A 20038-nucleotide genomic window follows, 5' to 3' on the forward strand; every position below is an offset into this window, starting at 1 on the left:
TTCTACAAATGTGTGTTCGTTGTGCTGGAACTGTAAACAGAACTCCAAGTATAGTGCGTGGAAAGTTATTGGAGTGACACAATGAAGACACTTGCTCAGATCATGCAACAGTACGCCACTAAATTTGATTTGGATAAATTAGAAGGCATTAAAGAAACCGCTATTGACGGCGTGTGGTTTTATCGCAGTAGCAAAGGTAACAACCGCCAACCTTTTGTTTATCAATCTGGAATCATTGTTCTTGGGCAGGGACACAAGAACATCCATATCGGTCAGACGCCAGTTCGCTATGGACCAGATGACTATTTGGTGGTTGGAGTTCCTATGCCTTTAGAATGTGAAGCCATTGCCGTCGATAATGAGCCGTTGCTCGGGATTTCAATTGATATCTCGCCTGCGATGCTGCAAAAGCTGGTAAAGAAACTGGAATCGCAACGCTTTAGTAATGTATGTGAAGACGAGACCCGTTGTGGTTTGAAGTCAGTTCGAATGAATGAGCAGATGCTGGATGCGTGTAAACGTTTGATGACGGCTTTGTGCGATGATCTTGAAGTTGCAATGCTTGGCGACATGTTACTGGAAGAGATTGTCTATCGAACATTAGTGAGTGAGTCAGGGCATGTTTTGTTCGAATTAGCACATCAAGAAGGGTCATATGCGCGCGTGGCGAAAGCGCTTAACCGCGTTCATCAAGAGTACCATGAACAACTGAATGTTCAGACGCTAGCTGAAGAAGCGAACATGAGTGTTTCAGCGTTTCATCAAGCCTTTCGAAGCGTAACGCTTGAATCACCTCTGCAATACATCAAAAAGGTTCGCTTAAATAAAGCACGCGAATTAATTCAGTTAGAAGGAAGACGGGTAAACGATGCAGCACGTTTAGTTGGTTACAGTAGCCCATCACAGTTCAGTCGAGAGTACAAGCGCCACTTTAACGAAACTCCAAGATCAACAAAGGCTTAGTGATCTTTATTTCAAAATTACGACTTTTTTCGTCTTTTTTAATAAATTGCGATCGACATATTTATTTGAGTAATAAAATTAGTTATTGGTGCAAAATAAGATGTCTTTTGTTGCAACGTTTTAGTGGATTCTTGAGAGGTGTTGCTGAAAATTTATAAATATATAGTGTGAAACTCTGTAGTTGTACTTAAGTTATTTTACGTCGAAACAAAAGTAATAGTGCGCGGTAGTTAAGCGTATTTTGTATTGTATTAACAATAACTTAAGGAAGAGCAATATGCACCTTAGAAACGGGAAAGCAGTGAAGAGTGTATTTACACTCAGTACGTTAACTGCATCTTGTCTAATGGCTTTCAACAGCTATGCGGCGGTTGATTGTGCCCCTCTAGAAGTTTGGGATTTGTCAAAGGTTTACAATGGCGGTGACCAAGTTCAACACGAAAACAACGCTTACAAAGCGCGTTATTGGACCCAAAACAACAACCCTGCGCAATCAGGTCAGTGGGGTGAATGGGAAAACCTAGGCGCATGTGGTGATACGGGACCTGTCGATCCACCTGTGAATGAAGTACCGACGGTTACGTTAACATCACCTTCTGCGTCGGCTTCGATCACCGCCGGTGACGTGGTTAACTTAGCTGCGGATGCCGTAGATACTGACGGCACAATCAGTAAAGTTGAGTTCTTTGTTGATAGTGCGCTGGTTGGCACTGCAACAGCAGCGCCTTTCACGGCTTCATGGACGGCAACTGAAGGTGCTCACGAGTTCTCTACCAAAGCGTATGATGACAAAAATGCAGTGAGTGCGGTTAGTGCTGTCACTCTTAATGTAAATGCAGGTCAGCCAGGCAACGAAGCGCCAACTGTTGATGTTGCACTATCTGCAACTTCTATCGAACTTGGTGGCTCAGTCACGGTAACTGCGAATGCTGCTGATGCAGATGGCACAGTCGATAAAGTTGAGTTCTTCGCTGCGGGTGCGTTGATCGGCACCGCAACAGCAGCACCTTATGCCGTTGACTTTATGCCTGCACAAGCGGGTAGCGTATCTGTTTACGCGAAAGCAACTGACGATGCTGGCGCAACAACAGATTCTTCACTTGTTTCCTTGACCGTTAATGGTGGCGCAGTGGCGTCGAACTGTCGTCCTGACGGTCTGTACCAAACAACGGGTCTAGATGTACCTTACTGTACTATTTACGACGAAGAAGGTCGTGAAAAAATGGGTGCCGATCACCCACGTCGTGTCATCGGTTACTTTACTAGCTGGCGTAGTGGTGATGACCCACAAGCAGCATATCTAGTTAAAGACATCCCTTGGGATCAACTAACTCACATCAACTACGCGTTCGTGAGCATCGGCTCTGACGGCAAAGTTAATGTTGGTGATGTGAATGATCCAACTAACCCTGCGACGGGCAAAACGTGGCCGGGTGTTGAAGTAGATCCAGCGCTAGGCTTTAAAGGTCATTTTGGTGCATTAGCGACTTACAAACAGAAACACGATGTTAAGACTTTGATTTCTATTGGTGGTTGGGCTGAAACGGGTGGTCACTTCGGTGCAGACGGTAACCGTGTTGCTGACGGTGGCTTCTACACGATGACGACTAACGCAGACGGTTCAATCAACCATGCGGGTATCGAGAAGTTTGCGACATCTGCTGTTGAAATGATGCGTACATACAAGTTCGATGGTCTAGACATTGACTACGAGTACCCAACTTCTATGGCAGGAGCGGGTAATCCTTACGATAAAGACTTCATGGAACCACGTCGTCCATACTTGTGGGCGTCTTACCAAGAACTTATGAAAGTGCTTCGTGAGAAATTGGATGCAGCATCAGCACAAGATGGTCATCACTACATGCTAACGATTGCAGCGCCTTCTTCAGGTTACTTGCTACGTGGTATGGAAACCTTCGACGTTACTAAGTACCTAGATTACGTAAACATCATGTCTTACGACTTACACGGTGCTTGGAACGACCACGTTGGTCATAACGCGGCACTGTTCGATACAGGTAAAGACTCTGAGCTAGCACAGTGGAATGTATATGGCACTGCGGCTTACGGTGGTATCGGCTACTTGAACACGGATTGGGCATACCATTACTTCCGCGGTTCAATGCCGGCTGGTCGTATTAACATTGGTGTTCCTTACTATACTCGTGGTTGGCAAGGTGTGACAGGTGGTGAAAACGGCCTTTGGGGTCGTGCAGCATTACCAAACCAGTCTGAATGTGCGCCTGGTACAGGTGAAGGTGAGAAGAACAACTGTGGTCACGGTGCTCTAGGTATCGATAACATGTGGCACGATACTGACCCTAAAGGCAACGAAATGGGCGCAGGTTCTAACCCAATGTGGCACGCGAAGAACCTAGAGAAAGGCATTTGGGGTTCCTATGCTCAAGCGTATGGTCTAGATCCAGTTAACGACCCTTCAGACCAATTGGTTGGTACCTACACGCGTAACTATGATGATGTTGCGGTAGCTCCATGGCTATGGAACGCAGAGAAGAGCGTATTCCTTTCAACAGAAGATAAAGCGTCTGTTGAAGTGAAAGCGGACTACGTTATCGATAAAGAGATCGGCGGTATCATGTTCTGGGAGCTTGCGGGTGACTACAACTGTTACGTCCTAGATGCGAACGGCAACCGTACAACGATAGATGCAACTGAACAAGCGTGTGCTGCAGGTAATGGTGAATACCACATGGGTAACACGATGACCAAGGCGATTTACGATAAGTTTAAGTCTGCAACACCTTACGGAAACAAGATCGCGACAGGTCCGATTCCAACAGAAGCAGTAGACATCGCTGTTAGCGTTGGTGGCTTTAAAGTTGGTGACCAAAACTACCCAATCAATCCTAAGATCACGTTTACGAACAACACTGGTCAAGCGATTCCTGGTGGTACAGAATTCCAGTTTGATATTCCTGTATCAGCACCGGATAACGCGAAAGATCAATCTGGTGGTGGTCTAAGTGTGATTGCTTCTGGTCACACTCGTGCAAACAACATCGGTGGTCTAGATGGTGTTATGCATCGCGTATCTTTCTCTCTACCTGCATGGAAAGACTTACCAGCAGGCGGTACTTACGAGCTCGATATGGTTTACTACCTACCAATCTCTGGTCCTGCTAATTACACCGTAATTTCTGGCGGTAAAGAGTTTGCGTTTAAGTTTGAGCAACCAGATCTACCAATTGGTGACTTAAACTCTGGCACCGGTGGTGGTGGCGGTACTGAGCCTGGTACTTGTGACACTGCAGGGTTAGTTACTTACCCAGATCTGCCACAAACTGATTGGCAAGGTAACCCAAGCCACGCTAACCAAGGTGACAAAGTGATTCACAATGGTGTGGTATACCAAGCAAACTGGTGGACTGCATCAGAGCCGGGTAGTGATGGTAGCTGGTCAACAGTATGTAATATCTAATCCAATTTGAGTGGATGACAAAAGCGCGCGATTTACATCGCGCGCTTTTTTATTTGGTGAGCTTGGTTTTTCTCTATTGATGATTACATGAGAGCAAAAAAGCTAGAACTGGTAACCTTCCGGAATAACTACGATGCCTTTTTCAGAAACATGGAATCGCTTTGCGTCTTCAATTTTGTTTATTCCAATTTGAGTATGAGGGGGAATTCGAACGTGCTTGTCGATAATACAACTCACCAACTGACAGCCTTCTCCAACTTCGACATCATCAAAAATAATGCTATCTACGACAGTTGCACTATCATGAATGCGCACATTTGATGCGATCACTGAGTGCTGAACAGACCCTCCCGAATTGATAACGCCATTGGCGATGATTGAGTTTATAAAAATACCTTCATTACCTGTGGCTGATGAAACGGTTCTTGCTGGTGGAAATTGCGCTTCATAAGTGCGAATCGCCCAGTTAGGCTGATACAAATTCATTGGTGGTACGGGTTCTAAAAGGTCCATATTGGCTTCATAGAAAGAGTCAATTGTACCTACATCGCGCCAGTAGCAATCTTTGTCTACACGACCTTTACTGCCACAGAATTTATAAGCGTAAACGGATTGAGTATCGATGAGCTTTGGGATGATGTCTTTGCCAAAGTCATGGTTGGAATCGTCGAGTTTCGCATCTTCTTCAAGAGCGTCTTGTAGTACGTCCATATCAAAAATATAGATACCCATAGAAGCCAAGCTTTGAGTTGGATCATCTGGCAGAGTAGGTGGGTTTTCTGGTTTTTCGACGAAAGATTCGACCAAACCATTCTCTTTGATGCCCATGACCCCAAAGGCGGTTGCATCTTCAACAGGAACATCCATACAAGCGACCGTTAACTTCGCACCGTTTTCTTTATGCTCTTCGAGCATCGCTGCGTAATCCATGCGGTAGATATGGTCACCAGAAAGAACGACGACGTACTTTGCATCGTTTCGCGAAAGTAGCCACATATTGTGGTAGATCGCATCGGCTGTACCTTCGTACCATGCACCACCTTTGCGCATTTGAGGTGGAACTGCCGTTATGTACTCACCAAGTTCGGGATTAAAGATGGACCAACCATCTCGCAAGTGTTTCTGTAGTGAATGTGATTTGTATTGAGTGAGAACCAATATCTTGCGTAAACCTGAATGAAGACAGTTAGTTAGCGTGAAATCAATGATACGATACTTACCGCCAAAAGGAACCGCTGGCTTGGCTCTATCATCGGTGAGAGGGCTTAACCTTGACCCCATACCACCGGCTAAAATTACCGCGAGTGCATCTTGCATAATCTTCCCTTTCCCTTATCTTACGTGCCTCGAAAGCGCTCTAAAGCCTGAGGAGTTAGCCAACTGCTGATTGCTATTCGATGTGCACAGTGAGTGTCCTTTGTTTTTTAGAAATCGTTTTGTTATATACCCTAGTACAAGATTCGAGCCATAGAATTTTATCAATGAAATCAATACATTTTGATAAATGAAGCGTTAACTTTGCACTATATTAGGGAGTGGGGAAATATGTCGTGCACTAAATTGGTGAGACCGGAGTGACCAAAGGTTGTCTATAACCCGATTTACAATGTAAAGCGGCGTTAAAACAATGAGGTAACGGGGGACGAGCAGAAATTAAAACAGGAGCTCAAAGGCTCCTGTCCATTGTAGAAAACAGCAGTGAGGTTATGACAGACCGATGATGTTACCTTGATCATCAAGGTCTAAGTTCATAAATGCAGGTTTGTCTGGTAGCCCTGGCATGGTCATGACGTTTCCTGAAAGTGCGTATACAAAGCCTGCTCCGGCACACAAGCGAAGTTCACGAATCGGAACGTTAAAGCCACTAGGTGCGCCTTTAATTGCTGAATCAGTACTGAGCGACAACGGCGTTTTAGCAATGCACACAGCTAAGCCGTCAAAGCCAAGCGTTTCAAAGTGCTTGAGCTGCTGTTTTGCTAGATCACTCATCTCGATATTTGATGCACCATAACCAGCTTCACAGACCGCCATCAGCTTTTCTTTCAATGATTGCTCTTTCGTGTAAAGAGGGGTGAACTCCGATGGATTCTCGCATGCTTCAACAACATGCTTAGCAAGCTCAACGGCACCGTCACCGCCTTTTGCAAATGCGGTGCTGATGGCAACTTTTACTTCAGGATTAAAGCGTTCTATTAAAGACTCTAATTCAGACAGCTCTTCTACAGAATCTTGCGGAAATTGGTTGATCGCAACGACAGCAGGAATACCGTATTTATGAACATTATTGATGTGCCATTTCAGGTTTTCAAACCCTGCTTCTAATGCCGCTTGATCGGGGTTGAAAATCGAATCCGGAATAGCCATGCCCGGACGCAAATCGTAGTGACCGGAGTTTGCTTTTAGGCCGCGTAATGTCGCAACAATCACAACACAATCAGGAGCTCGACCAGCCGCCGCCGCTTTTATATTACAAGCTTTTTCGAACCCCATGTCTGAACCAAAACCTGCCTCAGTGACAACGTAACTTGATAGTTTAAGAGCAATTTCGTCTGCAATGATAGAGGAATTACCGTGAGCGATATTAGCAAATGGACCTGCATGAATAAGGGTTGGCACACCTTCTAGAGTCTGCATTAATGTTGGAGCTATTGTCTCTTTGAGTGTGACAGCCATTGCACCTGCGACTTGCAAGTCTTCTGTGGTAACCGGTTGTCCCTCGATATCGTATGCCACGACAATACGCCCAATACGCTTACGTAAGTCTTTAAGATCTTTTGCTAGGGCAAGGATAGCCATAAGCTCAGAGGCTGCGGAGATATCAAAACCTTCACTACGTTCAAAACCGTTAATGGTCTTGCCTTCTTCATTCAGACCAATCTTCACCATGCGTAGTGCACGATCGTTGTGGTCCATTACACGTTTCCACGTGATTCGGTCAACATCGATTTTAAGTGCTTTTAGTCCAGTTCGTGCCTCGAACGCCGCGTAGCCTTCTCGTTGCTCGTGATAGAGACGAGCGTCAAGCGCGGCGGACGCAAGGTTATGCGCTGCGGTAACCGCGTGGATATCACCAGTGAGGTGCAGGTTTAGCTCCTCCATTGGTGCAACTTGAGAGTAACCGCCGCCAGCAGCCCCACCTTTAACGCCAAATACTGGACCCATTGACGGTTGACGAATACATGCCATGACCGATTGATTGATTTTAGATAGCCCTTGAGATAAGCCGATTGTTGTAACGGTCTTACCTTCACCCAAAGGAGTAGGGGTAATCGCAGTGACCAACACTAACTTTCCGTCTTGATTTGTATTTGTATTGAGGCGCTCAAGACATTGGGGATGAACTTTAGCTTTGTGTTTTCCGTGTGTATCAAATTCGTGCGGCAAAAGACCTGCATTTGCTGCGACAGTAGCGATAGAAGACAAAGGTGTGTTTCGGCAAATTTCAATATCAGACTGCATGGATACTCCAAAAAAATGGCTAACACGTGGCGTTCAACATCAAGCAATCGAAAGACTGTATTGCTGTTGCGCAAACGTTTGCGCGAGAATAATACTGGTAAAATAAGAGGTGTAAAGCAGTTCGTGCGCCTTAGCGTGCTACATAATAACAAAAAACACTAAATACTGCGCTAGATCAAAACAAAAAGGTCACCAAACGGTGACCTTCGCATATTTTTCGCTCTAAGTGCTTGGTTCTTAGCGATCCCAGTAGGTTTCTTCTAGGCTATCTTCACGCTCTGGTAGAGCACGGGATAGGCGAGGAGAGTGTTGGGTTAGCACTTCGTAACTTACACGGTTAGCATACTTACAAATTTGAGATAGCGAAGAGTAAGTCAGACAACGTACTTCGTGTTTTTCTGAGTTAGGAACTTCTTTCTGGTGGAAAGAGTTGGCAGCCATGTCGTGCAGAAGAGCAGATAGCGCGGCATCACCAGCACCGTTGGTATTCTTAATCTCAAGTGGTCCACCTAGGTAAGGACCAATATGAGAGTACACTTTCATCGGCTGTTTACAGTCTTCTTTGCGCATAGCACGGCTAAATTCGAACTTGTTGAACTCATCAATTGAGCCTTCAAGGATATCGTGCGTTGTTTCGCGTTTCACTTGTTCTTCGGTGTAACCAGCCATGTATAGACCATCAGGACCAGCAGTACACAAAACAAGGTCTACCCACTCGAGTGCTTTGTCTGCGGCAGCAAGTGGATCAGTTTCTCCAGTAAGCGCAGCGCCTTCTTCCTCGTTCATTGCAACAACAGATACGTTGTCTCGAATGTACTCTTGCCACCACTCAGCGTTGCCTTCGATCACGTATTTTGTACCCAGCGTTAGTACAACAGGGACGTCGTGCTTCTTAGCAAAGTCGATCGCTTTTTGAACGGCTTTTGGCATTGGGTCATCTTCTTTACCGCGCATTAGGTAAGATGAAACGACAAGAGCAGAGGCTTTTTCAAACACCTCTTCAGGAATGCTGTCAGGAGCTAGTTGGTTCATGTGACCTTCGTTAATTGCGAAAGTACGTTCACCATCTTGAGAAATTAGGGTGTAGCAGCGACCAATAGGACCATCTACAGTTTGCAGGTGGTTAAGGTTCATGCGTGAAGAGGTGCGGCACAGGTAACGGTATGCGAAAGAACCGACTTGAATGTTCTTAGACATAACACCAAGTAGTACAGATTTGCTGTCTGCCAATACAGAGTAGTTGTGCAGAGTGTTACCGATAGTGTCGCCTGGGTATTGATGAGTAATCAGACCTTGCTCTACTAACTCTTCATATAGTGCGTCTGCTTTGCTCTCTTCAAGAACGAGAGAATGACCTTTGCTAAGGTTGTATTTTTCTAAAAACGCATCGTCTACGCGCGCTTCGATATCTACGATGGTTTGACCAACGCCGACAATCGTAGGGCGGTACAGCTTAGGCGCCTGTCGAATTTGGTTGACTAATGGATCTCGAGCGTGAGTTGGGAAGTAGTGTTTAGATTTACGCTGTCCAGGAAACTTCATGCTTGTTCTTGAGTGAGAAAAAAAGAGGCGGGATTGTATCACAAAATTTTGAAAATCGTTGTGTTTTATTACAAAGAAATTCGCCCGCTGAAAAATGCAGCGGGCTGGTGTTTTTAGCAGCGATTTGGGGTTAATTTGTAGGAGTTACAGTCGGTTCGACGTAAGCTTTCGTGCCCCATAATGGCACCGTTGACAAGCTATGTTTGAAGCTGCCTTCGGTCTCTTTCGTGGTGTATGATAAGTAAAGTAACGTTTGATTCTCTGGATCGTAGATTCGACGCACTTTCATCGTTTTAAAGAAGATACTTTTCGATTTTTTGAATACCACTTCCCCTGACTTGCTCTTGTCTATTTTTGCAATCATTTCTGGTGTGATATCACCGGTTTGACGACAAGAGATTGAGCTGTCACTCGGATCAGACAAACTTAGGTTCGCTTCAATAGAAGCAATATGACAAGTTACGCCAGTTACTACTTCATCTTGTAGGTGACCAATTTTAATGTCTTTCATTGTGAACATGCCTAGTGAGACGTCGCCCACTTCATTATCACTACACCCAGCCAAGACCGTTACCAAACCTAAAGCAAGCAAGCTTTTTTTCATTTTTCATCCCTTAAATAGGCTAATTTATTGATTCAATTTATCAGACGCACACGATTAAAACAAAATTTGGCGTTACCTCAGGAGTTTAGCTAGGTTTGTAAGAGGCTTCATGCTAATGTACCGCTCCAGAGCAGGTGAGCACTACATTTCTAATCAAAGTCCTGTCTTTTTTACGCTGTCCAAAATTGAACTAGCAGCGCTTAAGGTAAGAAAATGAACGAACAACAGTTAGAAAGCATTAAAAGAAAAAACGAGTGGCTGCATGATTTAGTAGAAGTTGAATTCCCTACTAAAGAAAGTTTGGAAGGTCGTGAAATTTACAATCGTATGCTTGAGCAGAAAACCTACGAGGTGAGTAGTAATACGTTGCTCTTAGACAATGAGTCAAACTTATCGGTAGAAGACATATTCTTAGTTGATTTTCATCGACTTACCGTGATGTTTTCAATTCTTCAATCGCAGCGTTGGGCAGACAAGCACGAACAAGAAATGATTGTTGAGTTCCTTACCCAAATCATCCTTACACCAGAATTTGAGTTGTATGTCGGATTTAAAGAAGGGGAGCCGGTTGGTGCCGCGATTGTAAGTCAATATGAAGGCAACACCCTTATTTCTGATTTAGTGGTTTCTCAAAATTTAGATAAACGCCAGTTTGTCTGTGATTTAGGAAAAAAGCTGAACCACGATCAAAAGTTGAGTGAAACAATAGTCATTGAAAATTGATCGATATCGGTTCCCTGAAGGGAATCGATGTTTAGAATGTGCAAAATCTTCTTTTTCTCGGCTGGGTAAAACATGTTTAAGCGTTTGACGCGTTTATTGGGTCTTTTGTTGTGCCTAGGGACGGTCGTAGTCAATGCTGACAATACTGATTGGGAAATCGAACGAGTACTGGTGTTACACTCCTATGAGCCTTCATATCAATGGACCAGTGATATTCAAAAAGGCATAGAAGAGGGCTTCAAACAAACGAACAGCGAAGTAAAGCTGTCGATTGAATATCTGGATGCAAAGCGAGTGCATACCGATGGCTATTTTAGACGGATGGCCAATTACCTTAAGTTAAAATACAAAGACTATGAATTTGATGGTGTCATCATTTCTGACGATGCCGCATTGCAGTTTGCAAAGCGATACCTTGCGAATGATGAACGTTTTACCCCTCTCGTAGCGGTTGGAATAAATGACGCGGACGCCACGCTTGATACGTTGAGTTCTTCTGGTAGCGTGCTTTATGAACAAGACCGAGTCGCCGAAAATATTCTGCTTATCAACCAGCTACGTCCTCAAATCAAGAACCTTTATTACTTAGCTGATCGTAGCATGACGTCTGAGCTTATTCATGAGCGTGTCGTTGCGGAAATGAAAAAGTTTCCTCAGATCAACCTAATCGAGCTACGTGATGAAACCCTTGATGACGCATCAAAGCAACTAGAGAACATAAGCCCAAATGATGCGGTTCTACTCACTCATTTTAATACAGAGGCAGAGCAAGGGCATTACCACTCTTATCAACAAGTGGCGCATGTTATTGGTGCAAAAAGCGCCGCTCCTGTGTTTGTTCTGTGGGAAATGTACCTTGAAGAACCGGGCATTTTAGGTGGTTTTGTCAACCGCTCTGAACAATACGGCTACGAGGCTGCTGAGTTGATGGCTGGGAAATTGGGGTTGTCCATGACCAAAGTGGATGATGAGCTGATATCCGAGGCAGTTCTCGATTTTACTGCTATCCAAAAATACGGAATCAGCCGTTACGATATTCCTGAAAGCGCACACATCATTAATGCGCCACCACCGGCGATTCAAGTAAACATCAAATTGCTCTTGTTTGCTTGTGCGCTGATTATTCTGTTGTTTCTGGTCATCGTCAGTCAGTTTATGACCATGCGCCAACGTAAAGTCATTGACCAAAAGAATCGAAAGATCGTAACGCTACAAAAGCGAACGTTGAGTGTTCAAAAGGAAATGATTCACATATTGGGCGAGGCGATTGAATGCCGATCTGGGGAAACTGGGCAGCACGTAAAGCGCGTCGCGAGACTATCTGCCACTCTGGCGGAATTTTATGGTCTTAGCCATCGCGAAGTGGAAATGATTGAAGTCATAAGTCCAATGCATGATGTGGGGAAAATCTCTGTACCTGAATCCATCCTAGATAAAAAAGGTAAGTTGGATGCAGATGAATGGGAGATCATGAAGCGTCACACTACGAAAGGGTTTGAGTTACTCAATAATCGTGAAGGTGAAATCACCAAACTTGCAGCCATCGTCGCACACGAACATCACGAGCGTTGGGATGGAACTGGGTATCCAAATGGCTTAAAAGGTGAAGATATCCACTTGTTTGCGCGCATTGTTGCGATTGCAGATGTCTTTGACGCTCTATTTACCGAGCGATGTTACAAACGCGCATGGACAACTGAAGAGGTCGTCGAGCTGTTCAGGCAAGAAAAGGGCAAACACTTCGACCCTGTCTTGACTCAGCTTCTGTTAAATAATTTGGATGATTTTATAGAAGTGCGTTATTTGTACCCAGATAACGAAGTTTAATGCTAATTACCACGCTAAATGAAGTTTCATCTTTCTTAATTTTGGCGCTTCATTCGGTGATCTTGCTTAAAAAAATGTTAATTGCTCTTTCTCATTTCTACGAAATGCCAAGTCTGTCGTTTAAACATTTCTAAACTTACCTATCATGGGTATACATATTTAGTACAAATAAATAAGTCAATAAGTTCAAACTTAATTGAACAGCAGAGTGTGTAATATTCGTTGGCGGGGGACTGGCGTATGGCTATTAACAATATTAAATGCGTCATATTCGATTGTGATGGGACCTTGGTAGACAGTGAACGTTTGTGCTGCCAAGCATTGGTGAACGTGTTTAGCCAGTATGGCGCTGAAATGAGCTTCGATGAGTGTGTCGAGCATTTTAAAGGCGGTAAGTTGGCAGACATTCTCCGTGATGCGAAAGAGTTGATGAGCGTAAATGCCTCTATTGATGTTCTTGAACCGCAATATAGAGAAGAGTTACAAAAGCTATTTGTGCGTCATTTGCAACCAATGGACGGGGCAAAACGGCTTATTCAGTTTTTAGATTCGCACAACATTGAATATTGTGTTGCTTCTAATGGTCCTAAAGACAAGATTGAGTATTCACTAGAGCTGACAGGGCTATTGGACGCATTTAAAGGCAAAGTATTTTCTGCATTTGATGCGAACAGTTGGAAGCCGGAACCGGATCTCATTATGTACAGCGCAATGAATATGGGCTTTCTCCCTAGTGATTGCTTGTACATTGACGATACGCCTAAAGGCGTGGAAGCTGGTTTAAATGCAGGCGTAAGAACCATTCAGCTTTATAACGGCGCACCGATTAATCTAGTAAACGATGAGCGCGTTATTCAAATTTCACACCTTGATGAACTAAAAGAGCAGCTCTTAGGCTGCTCAGTTTAGTGACAAACATTGCTTAAACTATGGATGTGTTTGAATTTAGTTTGTAATAAAGGGGTTTGATGCAAGCATTGGATAGATGAAAAGTTTTTTGTATGGAATCCACAAGAAGCACATGTGAATTTTTCGCCATCTGATGAAATCATATATTCATCGCATTGGCATAGGGGACACTGAAGATCATCAGTGTCTTTTGTTTTGTTGTAATTATTCATATTGTTCACCAGCAGCAAATTTTATTGGCAATATCTAGAATAGCGGAACGTCTAACCTTTGAACATTCTTTCATCAAGTTCAGAGAATTATTTCGATTCACTTCAAAGTAAAGTGATTTGATATCCAGATAATGCTTGATTAGCAAAATTTGTATACTCAAGTGCATCCAGGTTACATAGTACCTTGCGTTGTTTTTCTTGCTCTCGAATCAATGACAACGCTCTGAACCCTGCATCTTGAAGTCACTTGGGTATAACAATAAAATCCACAATAAATAAAAAGGGCTCCTTACTCGGAGCCCTTTTTGTCTTAATTTCGATTATGCTGTGCGGTAGCGTTTCAATACTTCACCAAGCGAGACAGACGCTTGCGTTAACGCAGCAACCCCACTTGTTGATTGTTCTGCTACTTCTCTGATCGTATTAGATTGAGAACGAATGTCTGACAGTTCAGATGCAATGTCGTTTGCGACTGCGCTTTGTTCTTCCGCTGAGGTTGAGATTTGAATACTCATATCCATCAGTGAACGTGCTGAGTCAGCAATCGCTGTTACATCACCACCGATTTCATCAATCAGTTGGCTACTAGTTTGCGCTTGTTGAACGGTACGATCTGTAATAGAAGCAATGTTTTGGCTCTCGACCTGGAGCTTCTCAATCATAGCTTGAATTTCAACCGTTGCCTGTTGGGTGCGACTTGCAAGTGTTCGAACCTCATCAGCAACCACAGCGAAGCCACGACCTTGTTCGCCAGCGCGAGCCGCTTCAATGGCTGCATTTAGTGCGAGTAGGTTGGTTTGCTCAGAGATCGCATTGATGGTGGTGATAACGTCGTTAATTTGCGTAGTATTTTCGTTCAAGCTGCCAACAGAAGCTGACGCTTGCTCAATGTAGCTCGATAAAGTTTCAATTTCGGTGATAACACTCTGTACGCGGTTACGACTGTTCTCAATCTGTTGCGCATCTTGGTCTGATTGAAGCGTTGCTTGCTGAGAAACACTCGATACTTCTTTGGCTGATGCTGTCATTTCTTCCATTGCCGTCGCAACAGAATCTAATGTCTGGTATTGATGTGCGATTTGCGTTTCGCTTAGCTTCATATCTTGTTCGAAGGAAGCCGATGTTTCGCTTAGGGTATTTGCGTTATCTTTTACGCTGTTTACTAGCTCGGTCAGAGTATCCATTGACTTATCGAGCGCACAACCGATAGTGCCGAACTCATCGCGCCCTGGATGAAAACCTAATCGTGACGTTAAATCGCCGTCGCCAATCTTTTCAGTTGTTGTGTACAACACCCACAAAGCACCACCAATAAAGGTTGCTACCCAATAAGAGAATAGGGCGAACGGTACAGCCCAAAGTAAGCTTAGAAGGAACGTAGTTAAAGCCCCTGACTTCGCTTGTTGATATTGGCTAGATAAGTTTTCAGTGAGCTGAATAGCTTGACCTGATTTTAATGAAGAATAAACGGTCACCGTACCGTTTTCAAACTTCGCATCGTTGACCGAGCTTACGTTCACAACGCCATTGATGCTGCGTAGGCTATCTGGTTGTGATTCGACCACACCCGAAAGCCGAGCTTGCGCAGCAATGATCGACTGCTGCTCAAATTGTTGAATGTCATTGAAATAGCGGCTGCCTGCCACTGAAGTTAAAGTCACTAGGAACAGAAGGAAAATGACCCACATTTTGTCGTTGATAGACATTTTGATAAACAACCTGTCTATCGTTCTAAACTCAACTTCTCTCATTTATAGCTCCATTTGAGATGAAAACGGTGTTGAACAAACTTATAGTTATATCGAAACAAAATATGCGCGGCTTATCAGCAAAATATGTAACAAGTGGCTAATCGATTTCAAAATATGAGATCTGAAGCTACCTATAACGGTACATCATATCCATTAATGACAGAAAACTAATTAAAATCTGACAATTGCATGCATATGAAATGGTAGTGCTTTGACATTGGTGTCTGGTTTTTTGGGAATATTGACCGCAAACGTTTACTTATGATTTCTGTCATAGCTTTCCAAAACTTTACTTTTCGCTGTCATGAATGTGTCATATAAAGGCTATAAAAAGGAGTTGCTGTCATCGATAAAGAAGAAGTTATGGCAGTAGAATCGAAGCATGAATGCTTCAGGAGATGTAAAACAAAGGAGGTCACAATGAGCGACCAATACCAAAACGACGAATGCCTAGAGATGCTTGATGCACTCGAAATCGGTATTATCTTGTCGGACTACATTGGCTCAGAAGAAGAAGCCGAATAAGTACAATTAGTACTCTCACCGCGTCACTACAGACGTTATACTAAGTTCATGTAAGACGAGCCAAAAGGCCACTCACAGCGTCTAATGAACTTTCTAGCCCACCTGCATATTGCAGATCACTGTAATAGCAATTTAATGGGAAACTTGCTTGGAGATTTCGTAAAGGGAGATCCAAGCAAGCAATATCAAGCTGATATTTCCAATGGTATTAAACTCCATCGTTTTGTGGATCGTATCACCGATCACCACGCTATTGTCGAAGAATGCAAACCACACTTTACTGGCGTTGCACGACGCTTTGCGCCTATCGCTCTTGATATGTTTTGGGACCACTGTTTAGCCAAGCATTGGTATTCATTTAGCGAGCAATCTTTAGATTCCTTTGTTCAATATGCTTATCTTCAAGTGAATGAACAAATATCAGAACAACTTCCTCCACGATTTTTGTTATTACATAGTCGTATGTGGAGTGGTGGTTGGTTGCAGTCTTATCAATACTTAGAAAACATCGAATTTGCCCTTCATCGGATGTCGCAAAGAACGCCGCGTATGGCAGACCTCACGACGACGTTTGAGGTTCTGGATAATGAATATGAACAATTGGAAGGGAAGTTTGCTGCGCTGTATCGAGATGTGTTGAGTCAATCTGCTGAGTATCATCAACAGCTAATTAATTCATAACGCATTGACTGCTAAAGGTAGTATGCCCAAAGGCGCTCTGGTAAACTCTGCGCTCCAAAAATTAAGAGGTTTATCATGTCCGTTAATTTCGCTGATCTTGGCATTGAACAACCGTTGGTTGAGACCCTAGGTGGTTTGAATATTGTTACGCCGACTCCTGTTCAGGAAAAATCGATTCCACACGTACTGGAAGGTAAAGATCTGCTTGCTGCTGCACAAACCGGTACAGGTAAGACAGCGGCATTTGGCTTGCCAATCATCCAGACTGTTCAGCAACAGAAACGTAATGGCACGCCGCAAGCACTGATTCTCGTGCCGACTCGAGAACTGGCTCAGCAAGTGATGGACAACCTCACGCAATACTCAGCAAATACTGATCTTAAAATAGTGTGTGTTTACGGTGGCACGAGTATTGGCGTACAAAAGAAAAAGCTTGAAGAGGGCGCAGACATCCTTATCGCAACACCGGGGCGCCTACTTGACCATTTGTTTAATGGCAACGTAAACATTTCTAAAACAGGCATCCTTGTTTTGGATGAAGCGGATCGTATGTTGGATATGGGTTTTTGGCCTGATCTGCAACGTATCCTTCGTCGTTTACCACAAACGAAACAGACGATGCTTTTCTCAGCGACGTTTGAGAAGCGCATTAAAACCATTGCTTACAAATTGATGGATTCTCCGGTCGAGGTGGAAGTATCACCAGCAAATACGACGGCAGAAACAGTGAAACAAATGGTTTACCCAGTCGATAAGAAGCGTAAACGCGAACTGCTAGCGTACTTAATTGGTTCACGTAACTGGCAGCAGGTATTGGTATTTACCAAGACTAAGCAAGGCAGTGACGAATTGGCTAAAGAGCTTAAACTGGATGGCATTAAAGCGGTCTCTATCAATGGAGATAAATCTCAAGGTGCTCGTCAACGTGCGCTTGACGAGTTCAAAGAAGGTAAAGTACGTGCGTTAATTGCAACTGATGTTGCCGCTCGCGGTTTAGATATTCAACAACTTGAGCAAGTCGTTAACTTCGATATGCCATTTAAGGCGGAAGACTACGTTCACCGTATTGGTCGTACGGGACGTGCGGGTAAATCTGGTCTTGCGGTTTCTTTGATGAGTCGTGATGAAGAGTATCTATTGCACGCCATTGAAAACCTGCTTGACCAACGCTTACCGCAAGAGTGGTTAGAAGGCTTTGAACCAAGCTTAATAGAAGAAATTGAACCTGAGCGTAATAGTGGTGGTCGCCGTAAGAGTCGTTCTGCTGAAAAACGTAAGATGAAGGCAAAACTGGCAATCCATAAAAACCGTGGAAAAAACCGAAAATAAAAAGGTGATTGCGATTATCAATAACCTTGATTACGCAGTCTTTGCTTCTTGGTACGCTTCAAGCGTTTGAGGCATCGCTAATAAGTAGCCTTGATACATATCGAAACCGAGTTTTTTCATTAAGTTAAGTTGATGCTCGGTTTCAATTCCTTCAATAACGGTTTTTGAGTTCACATCTCTCGCTAGCGAGAGTGCTTCCATCAAACACGAAAAGTCGCCATTTTCGTACCTCAATAGCAACGATCGATCTATTTTTATGATGTTCGGTTTTACGCATCTAACGCGCTCAATCGTTGAGGCATCAATTCCGTAATCATCAATGGCAAGCATATAGCCATTATCACTGAGCTCTTTCGTAGCTTTGTAGAGGAAGTTTTCATCACTTGCATCAAGTTCAACTAACTCCATGACGATTTGCTTTCGGCGCAAGCCGGCTTCGACGATGGATTGATTTAGCAAATTACTATAAGACATGTCTTTTGCCAGCATCTCTGCTGCTTTTGGTAAGACATTTAAGAACAGCTTTTTATTGCTAAACTTGGACTGACCGAAATTGCTGATGTGAATGAGTCGACTTAAGCGCTCAACATTGATTTGATCTTCACTGGGGATGCTCGTTGAGTGAAAGAATTGGTCTGGTCTAATCATGAGCCCATCTTGATTGCTGATACGTACCAGCGCCTCAAGACCGATGATAGAAAGATCTTTCTGATAGATGGGTTGAAATACGCTTCTCAACGTCAGTTGCTTATATTGTGCGACGTATTGTCCATCTAATTGTTTTGAAATGCAGCCCAGTAGCTGCGAGATACTCATCATTATTGTTTGTAACCTAGACCAAGATACTTTCACTGATGCCTAACTGATTGTTGTGCATCTAGTTTTACTTCAGTAAGTCGAATCTAATTGTGCTGAAGGGGTCAAGGCAAGAGAGTTAGCTTGTATTGAATGGAAATATCGATCAGCCTCAAACAAATAGGCGAATAGGCTGATAATCTACCTGTTGAAATTTGATGTTACCACTGTAAAACCGCGTACAGTTGAAGGTACTTTCTGACCAGTTGTTGCTTGTTTGAGCGGCGCAAAGGATGTCCAAATTTAATGTAGCAAGGGCTGATACCAAAGCGCGTATCTAGGGAATGGGTAAGCTGTGACTCGCTGGTAAACAATGTGATGCCTTGCTCGGTATATTCATTAATTGGCTCAGGTAGCTCACCCATCCACCAATGTAATAACTCTCGACTGGTTTTACTACGGCTGATCCAATGATCGCTCACCAAAAATAGTAAGTCATTCGGCTGCAATGCATAGCCGTACTCACTTTGCCATTCAGTGATAGAAGAAAGTAGGTTTTCGCGGCATGAATTGCCTGCACTGACCATATGATGGCTTAATACCCAGACCGTACCAATTTCAGATGAGATGCGATAATGGTGAGGTAAATCTGGGGCATCAAGTACTTCAATTGGTTTGATGATACTACTGTAACCAAAGTGACGAAATGTGTGCTCCATACGTCGTGCAAATGCAAGACCGAGATGGTGTTCACTCATACCTTGGTTATGTACCGCAGGATAATGCTTCTCACACAGTTTGAGACAATCGTCCTGAAAATCATTGACACTTTGAATGACTAAGTCGAGTAGCAAAGAATATCCCTTAACGGTTAACAATATGAACGGCGAAAGGTTAGCATAGTCCTTTTAGGATAGACTAATTTAGATAGGCAACTTCTTGATCTAAACATCAAAATTGAGAATAGAGTTCCGTAGGTAAAATATGATCAAACTAGAAAGAGCACAAAAAGAAACATTGGCGACAGCCATTCAAGATTACATGCAGGACGAACTGAGTCTTGAAATCGGGCAATTTGACAGCGAATTTTTGATTGATTTCATCACAGAAAAACTCGCACCGATCTATTACAACAAAGGGATTGAAGATGCAAAAACAGTAATTGAACGGCGTATGTTAGAAATGAGCGATGAACTGTATGAAATAGAACAAGAAGTTCAGATCTAAGTTTACGTTTTACAAACGATTTTAAGTTCCTTCAAATTTTTCGAACAAG

16 protein-coding genes are annotated in these 20038 nt (G+C 43.5%); 8 read left to right on the top strand and 8 right to left on the bottom strand.

Annotated features, from left to right (window positions below; translation table 11 throughout):
- Positions 1–81 precede the first annotated feature (81 nt).
- On the top strand, positions 82–963 hold the full coding sequence (locus ABMY42_RS03575; RefSeq protein WP_059678394.1) for an AraC family transcriptional regulator: 882 nt from the start codon (positions 82–84) through the stop codon (positions 961–963).
- A 277-nt stretch (positions 964–1240) separates the two neighbouring features.
- Positions 1241–4405: a glycosyl hydrolase family 18 protein gene (locus tag ABMY42_RS03580; protein WP_349265990.1), complete on the top strand. Its 3165-nt coding sequence runs from the start codon at positions 1241–1243 to the stop codon at positions 4403–4405.
- Between the two features lie 102 nt (positions 4406–4507).
- Here ABMY42_RS03580 and glgC read toward each other — a convergent pair whose 3' ends face one another.
- The 4 genes from glgC to ABMY42_RS03600 form a co-directional block, all read right to left on the bottom strand.
- Positions 4508–5722 (bottom strand): glucose-1-phosphate adenylyltransferase, encoded by a 1215-nt coding sequence (glgC, locus tag ABMY42_RS03585; RefSeq protein WP_005451706.1) that lies wholly within the window; start codon positions 5720–5722, stop codon positions 4508–4510.
- 387 nt (positions 5723–6109) lie between these two features.
- A complete protein-coding gene (locus ABMY42_RS03590; RefSeq protein ID WP_349265991.1) occupies positions 6110–7864 on the bottom strand; it encodes a formate--tetrahydrofolate ligase in 1755 nt (584 codons plus the stop codon).
- 237 nt (positions 7865–8101) lie between these two features.
- Complete coding sequence (locus ABMY42_RS03595; RefSeq protein WP_009700365.1) at positions 8102–9406, bottom strand: inosine/guanosine kinase; 1305 nt, start codon at positions 9404–9406, stop codon at positions 8102–8104.
- A 130-nt stretch (positions 9407–9536) separates the two neighbouring features.
- A complete protein-coding gene (locus ABMY42_RS03600; RefSeq protein ID WP_005451711.1) occupies positions 9537–10010 on the bottom strand; it encodes a CreA family protein in 474 nt (157 codons plus the stop codon).
- 213 nt (positions 10011–10223) lie between these two features.
- On the opposite strand from ABMY42_RS03600, the gene ABMY42_RS03605 reads away from it, so the two are divergent.
- The 3 genes from ABMY42_RS03605 (at position 10224) to ABMY42_RS03615 (ending at position 13469) form a co-directional block, all read left to right on the top strand.
- Positions 10224–10733 carry a hypothetical protein gene (locus tag ABMY42_RS03605; protein WP_009696706.1) on the top strand — a complete coding sequence of 170 codons (510 nt, stop codon included), beginning with the start codon at positions 10224–10226 and terminating at the stop codon, positions 10731–10733.
- 72 nt (positions 10734–10805) lie between these two features.
- Positions 10806–12560, top strand: coding sequence for an HD domain-containing phosphohydrolase (locus ABMY42_RS03610; protein WP_349265992.1), 1755 nt, complete (start codon positions 10806–10808; stop codon positions 12558–12560).
- Positions 12561–12800: 240 nt separating this feature from the next.
- Positions 12801–13469 carry an HAD-IA family hydrolase gene (locus ABMY42_RS03615; protein WP_026000203.1) on the top strand — a complete coding sequence of 223 codons (669 nt, stop codon included), beginning with the start codon at positions 12801–12803 and terminating at the stop codon, positions 13467–13469.
- Here the strand turns inward: ABMY42_RS03615 and ABMY42_RS03620 are convergent.
- Together ABMY42_RS03620 and ABMY42_RS03625 are read right to left on the bottom strand one after the other, a co-directional pair.
- Positions 13466–13681, bottom strand: coding sequence for a hypothetical protein (locus tag ABMY42_RS03620; protein ID WP_074051515.1), 216 nt, complete (start codon positions 13679–13681; stop codon positions 13466–13468). The two genes, ABMY42_RS03615 and ABMY42_RS03620, sit on opposite strands and share 4 nt — an antisense overlap.
- A gap of 320 nt (positions 13682–14001) precedes the next feature.
- Positions 14002–15432, bottom strand: coding sequence for a methyl-accepting chemotaxis protein (locus ABMY42_RS03625; protein WP_009696704.1), 1431 nt, complete (start codon positions 15430–15432; stop codon positions 14002–14004).
- A 609-nt stretch (positions 15433–16041) separates the two neighbouring features.
- On the opposite strand from ABMY42_RS03625, the gene ABMY42_RS03630 reads away from it, so the two are divergent.
- Together ABMY42_RS03630 and ABMY42_RS03635 are read left to right on the top strand one after the other, a co-directional pair.
- Positions 16042–16638, top strand: coding sequence for an ACP phosphodiesterase (locus ABMY42_RS03630; RefSeq protein ID WP_349265993.1), 597 nt, complete (start codon positions 16042–16044; stop codon positions 16636–16638).
- 75 nt (positions 16639–16713) lie between these two features.
- Positions 16714–17967, top strand: coding sequence for a DEAD/DEAH box helicase (locus ABMY42_RS03635; RefSeq protein ID WP_017819590.1), 1254 nt, complete (start codon positions 16714–16716; stop codon positions 17965–17967).
- Positions 17968–17997: 30 nt separating this feature from the next.
- On the opposite strand, the gene ABMY42_RS03640 is transcribed toward ABMY42_RS03635, so the two are convergent.
- Positions 17998–18786: an EAL domain-containing protein gene (locus ABMY42_RS03640; protein WP_009696701.1), complete on the bottom strand. Its 789-nt coding sequence runs from the start codon at positions 18784–18786 to the stop codon at positions 17998–18000.
- A gap of 197 nt (positions 18787–18983) precedes the next feature.
- A complete protein-coding gene (locus tag ABMY42_RS03645; protein ID WP_005451726.1) occupies positions 18984–19616 on the bottom strand; it encodes a hypothetical protein in 633 nt (210 codons plus the stop codon).
- A gap of 130 nt (positions 19617–19746) precedes the next feature.
- Here ABMY42_RS03645 and ABMY42_RS03650 point away from each other — a divergent pair, with 130 nt between their 5' ends.
- Entirely contained in the window at positions 19747–19989 is a 243-nt protein-coding gene (locus ABMY42_RS03650; RefSeq protein ID WP_009696700.1) for a DUF2164 domain-containing protein, read from the top strand.
- The last annotated feature ends 49 nt before the right edge of the window (positions 19990–20038 follow it).

The organism is Vibrio sp. SSH13-20 (assembly GCF_040104475.1).
Classification (GTDB): Bacteria; Pseudomonadota; Gammaproteobacteria; order Enterobacterales; family Vibrionaceae; genus Vibrio; species Vibrio harveyi.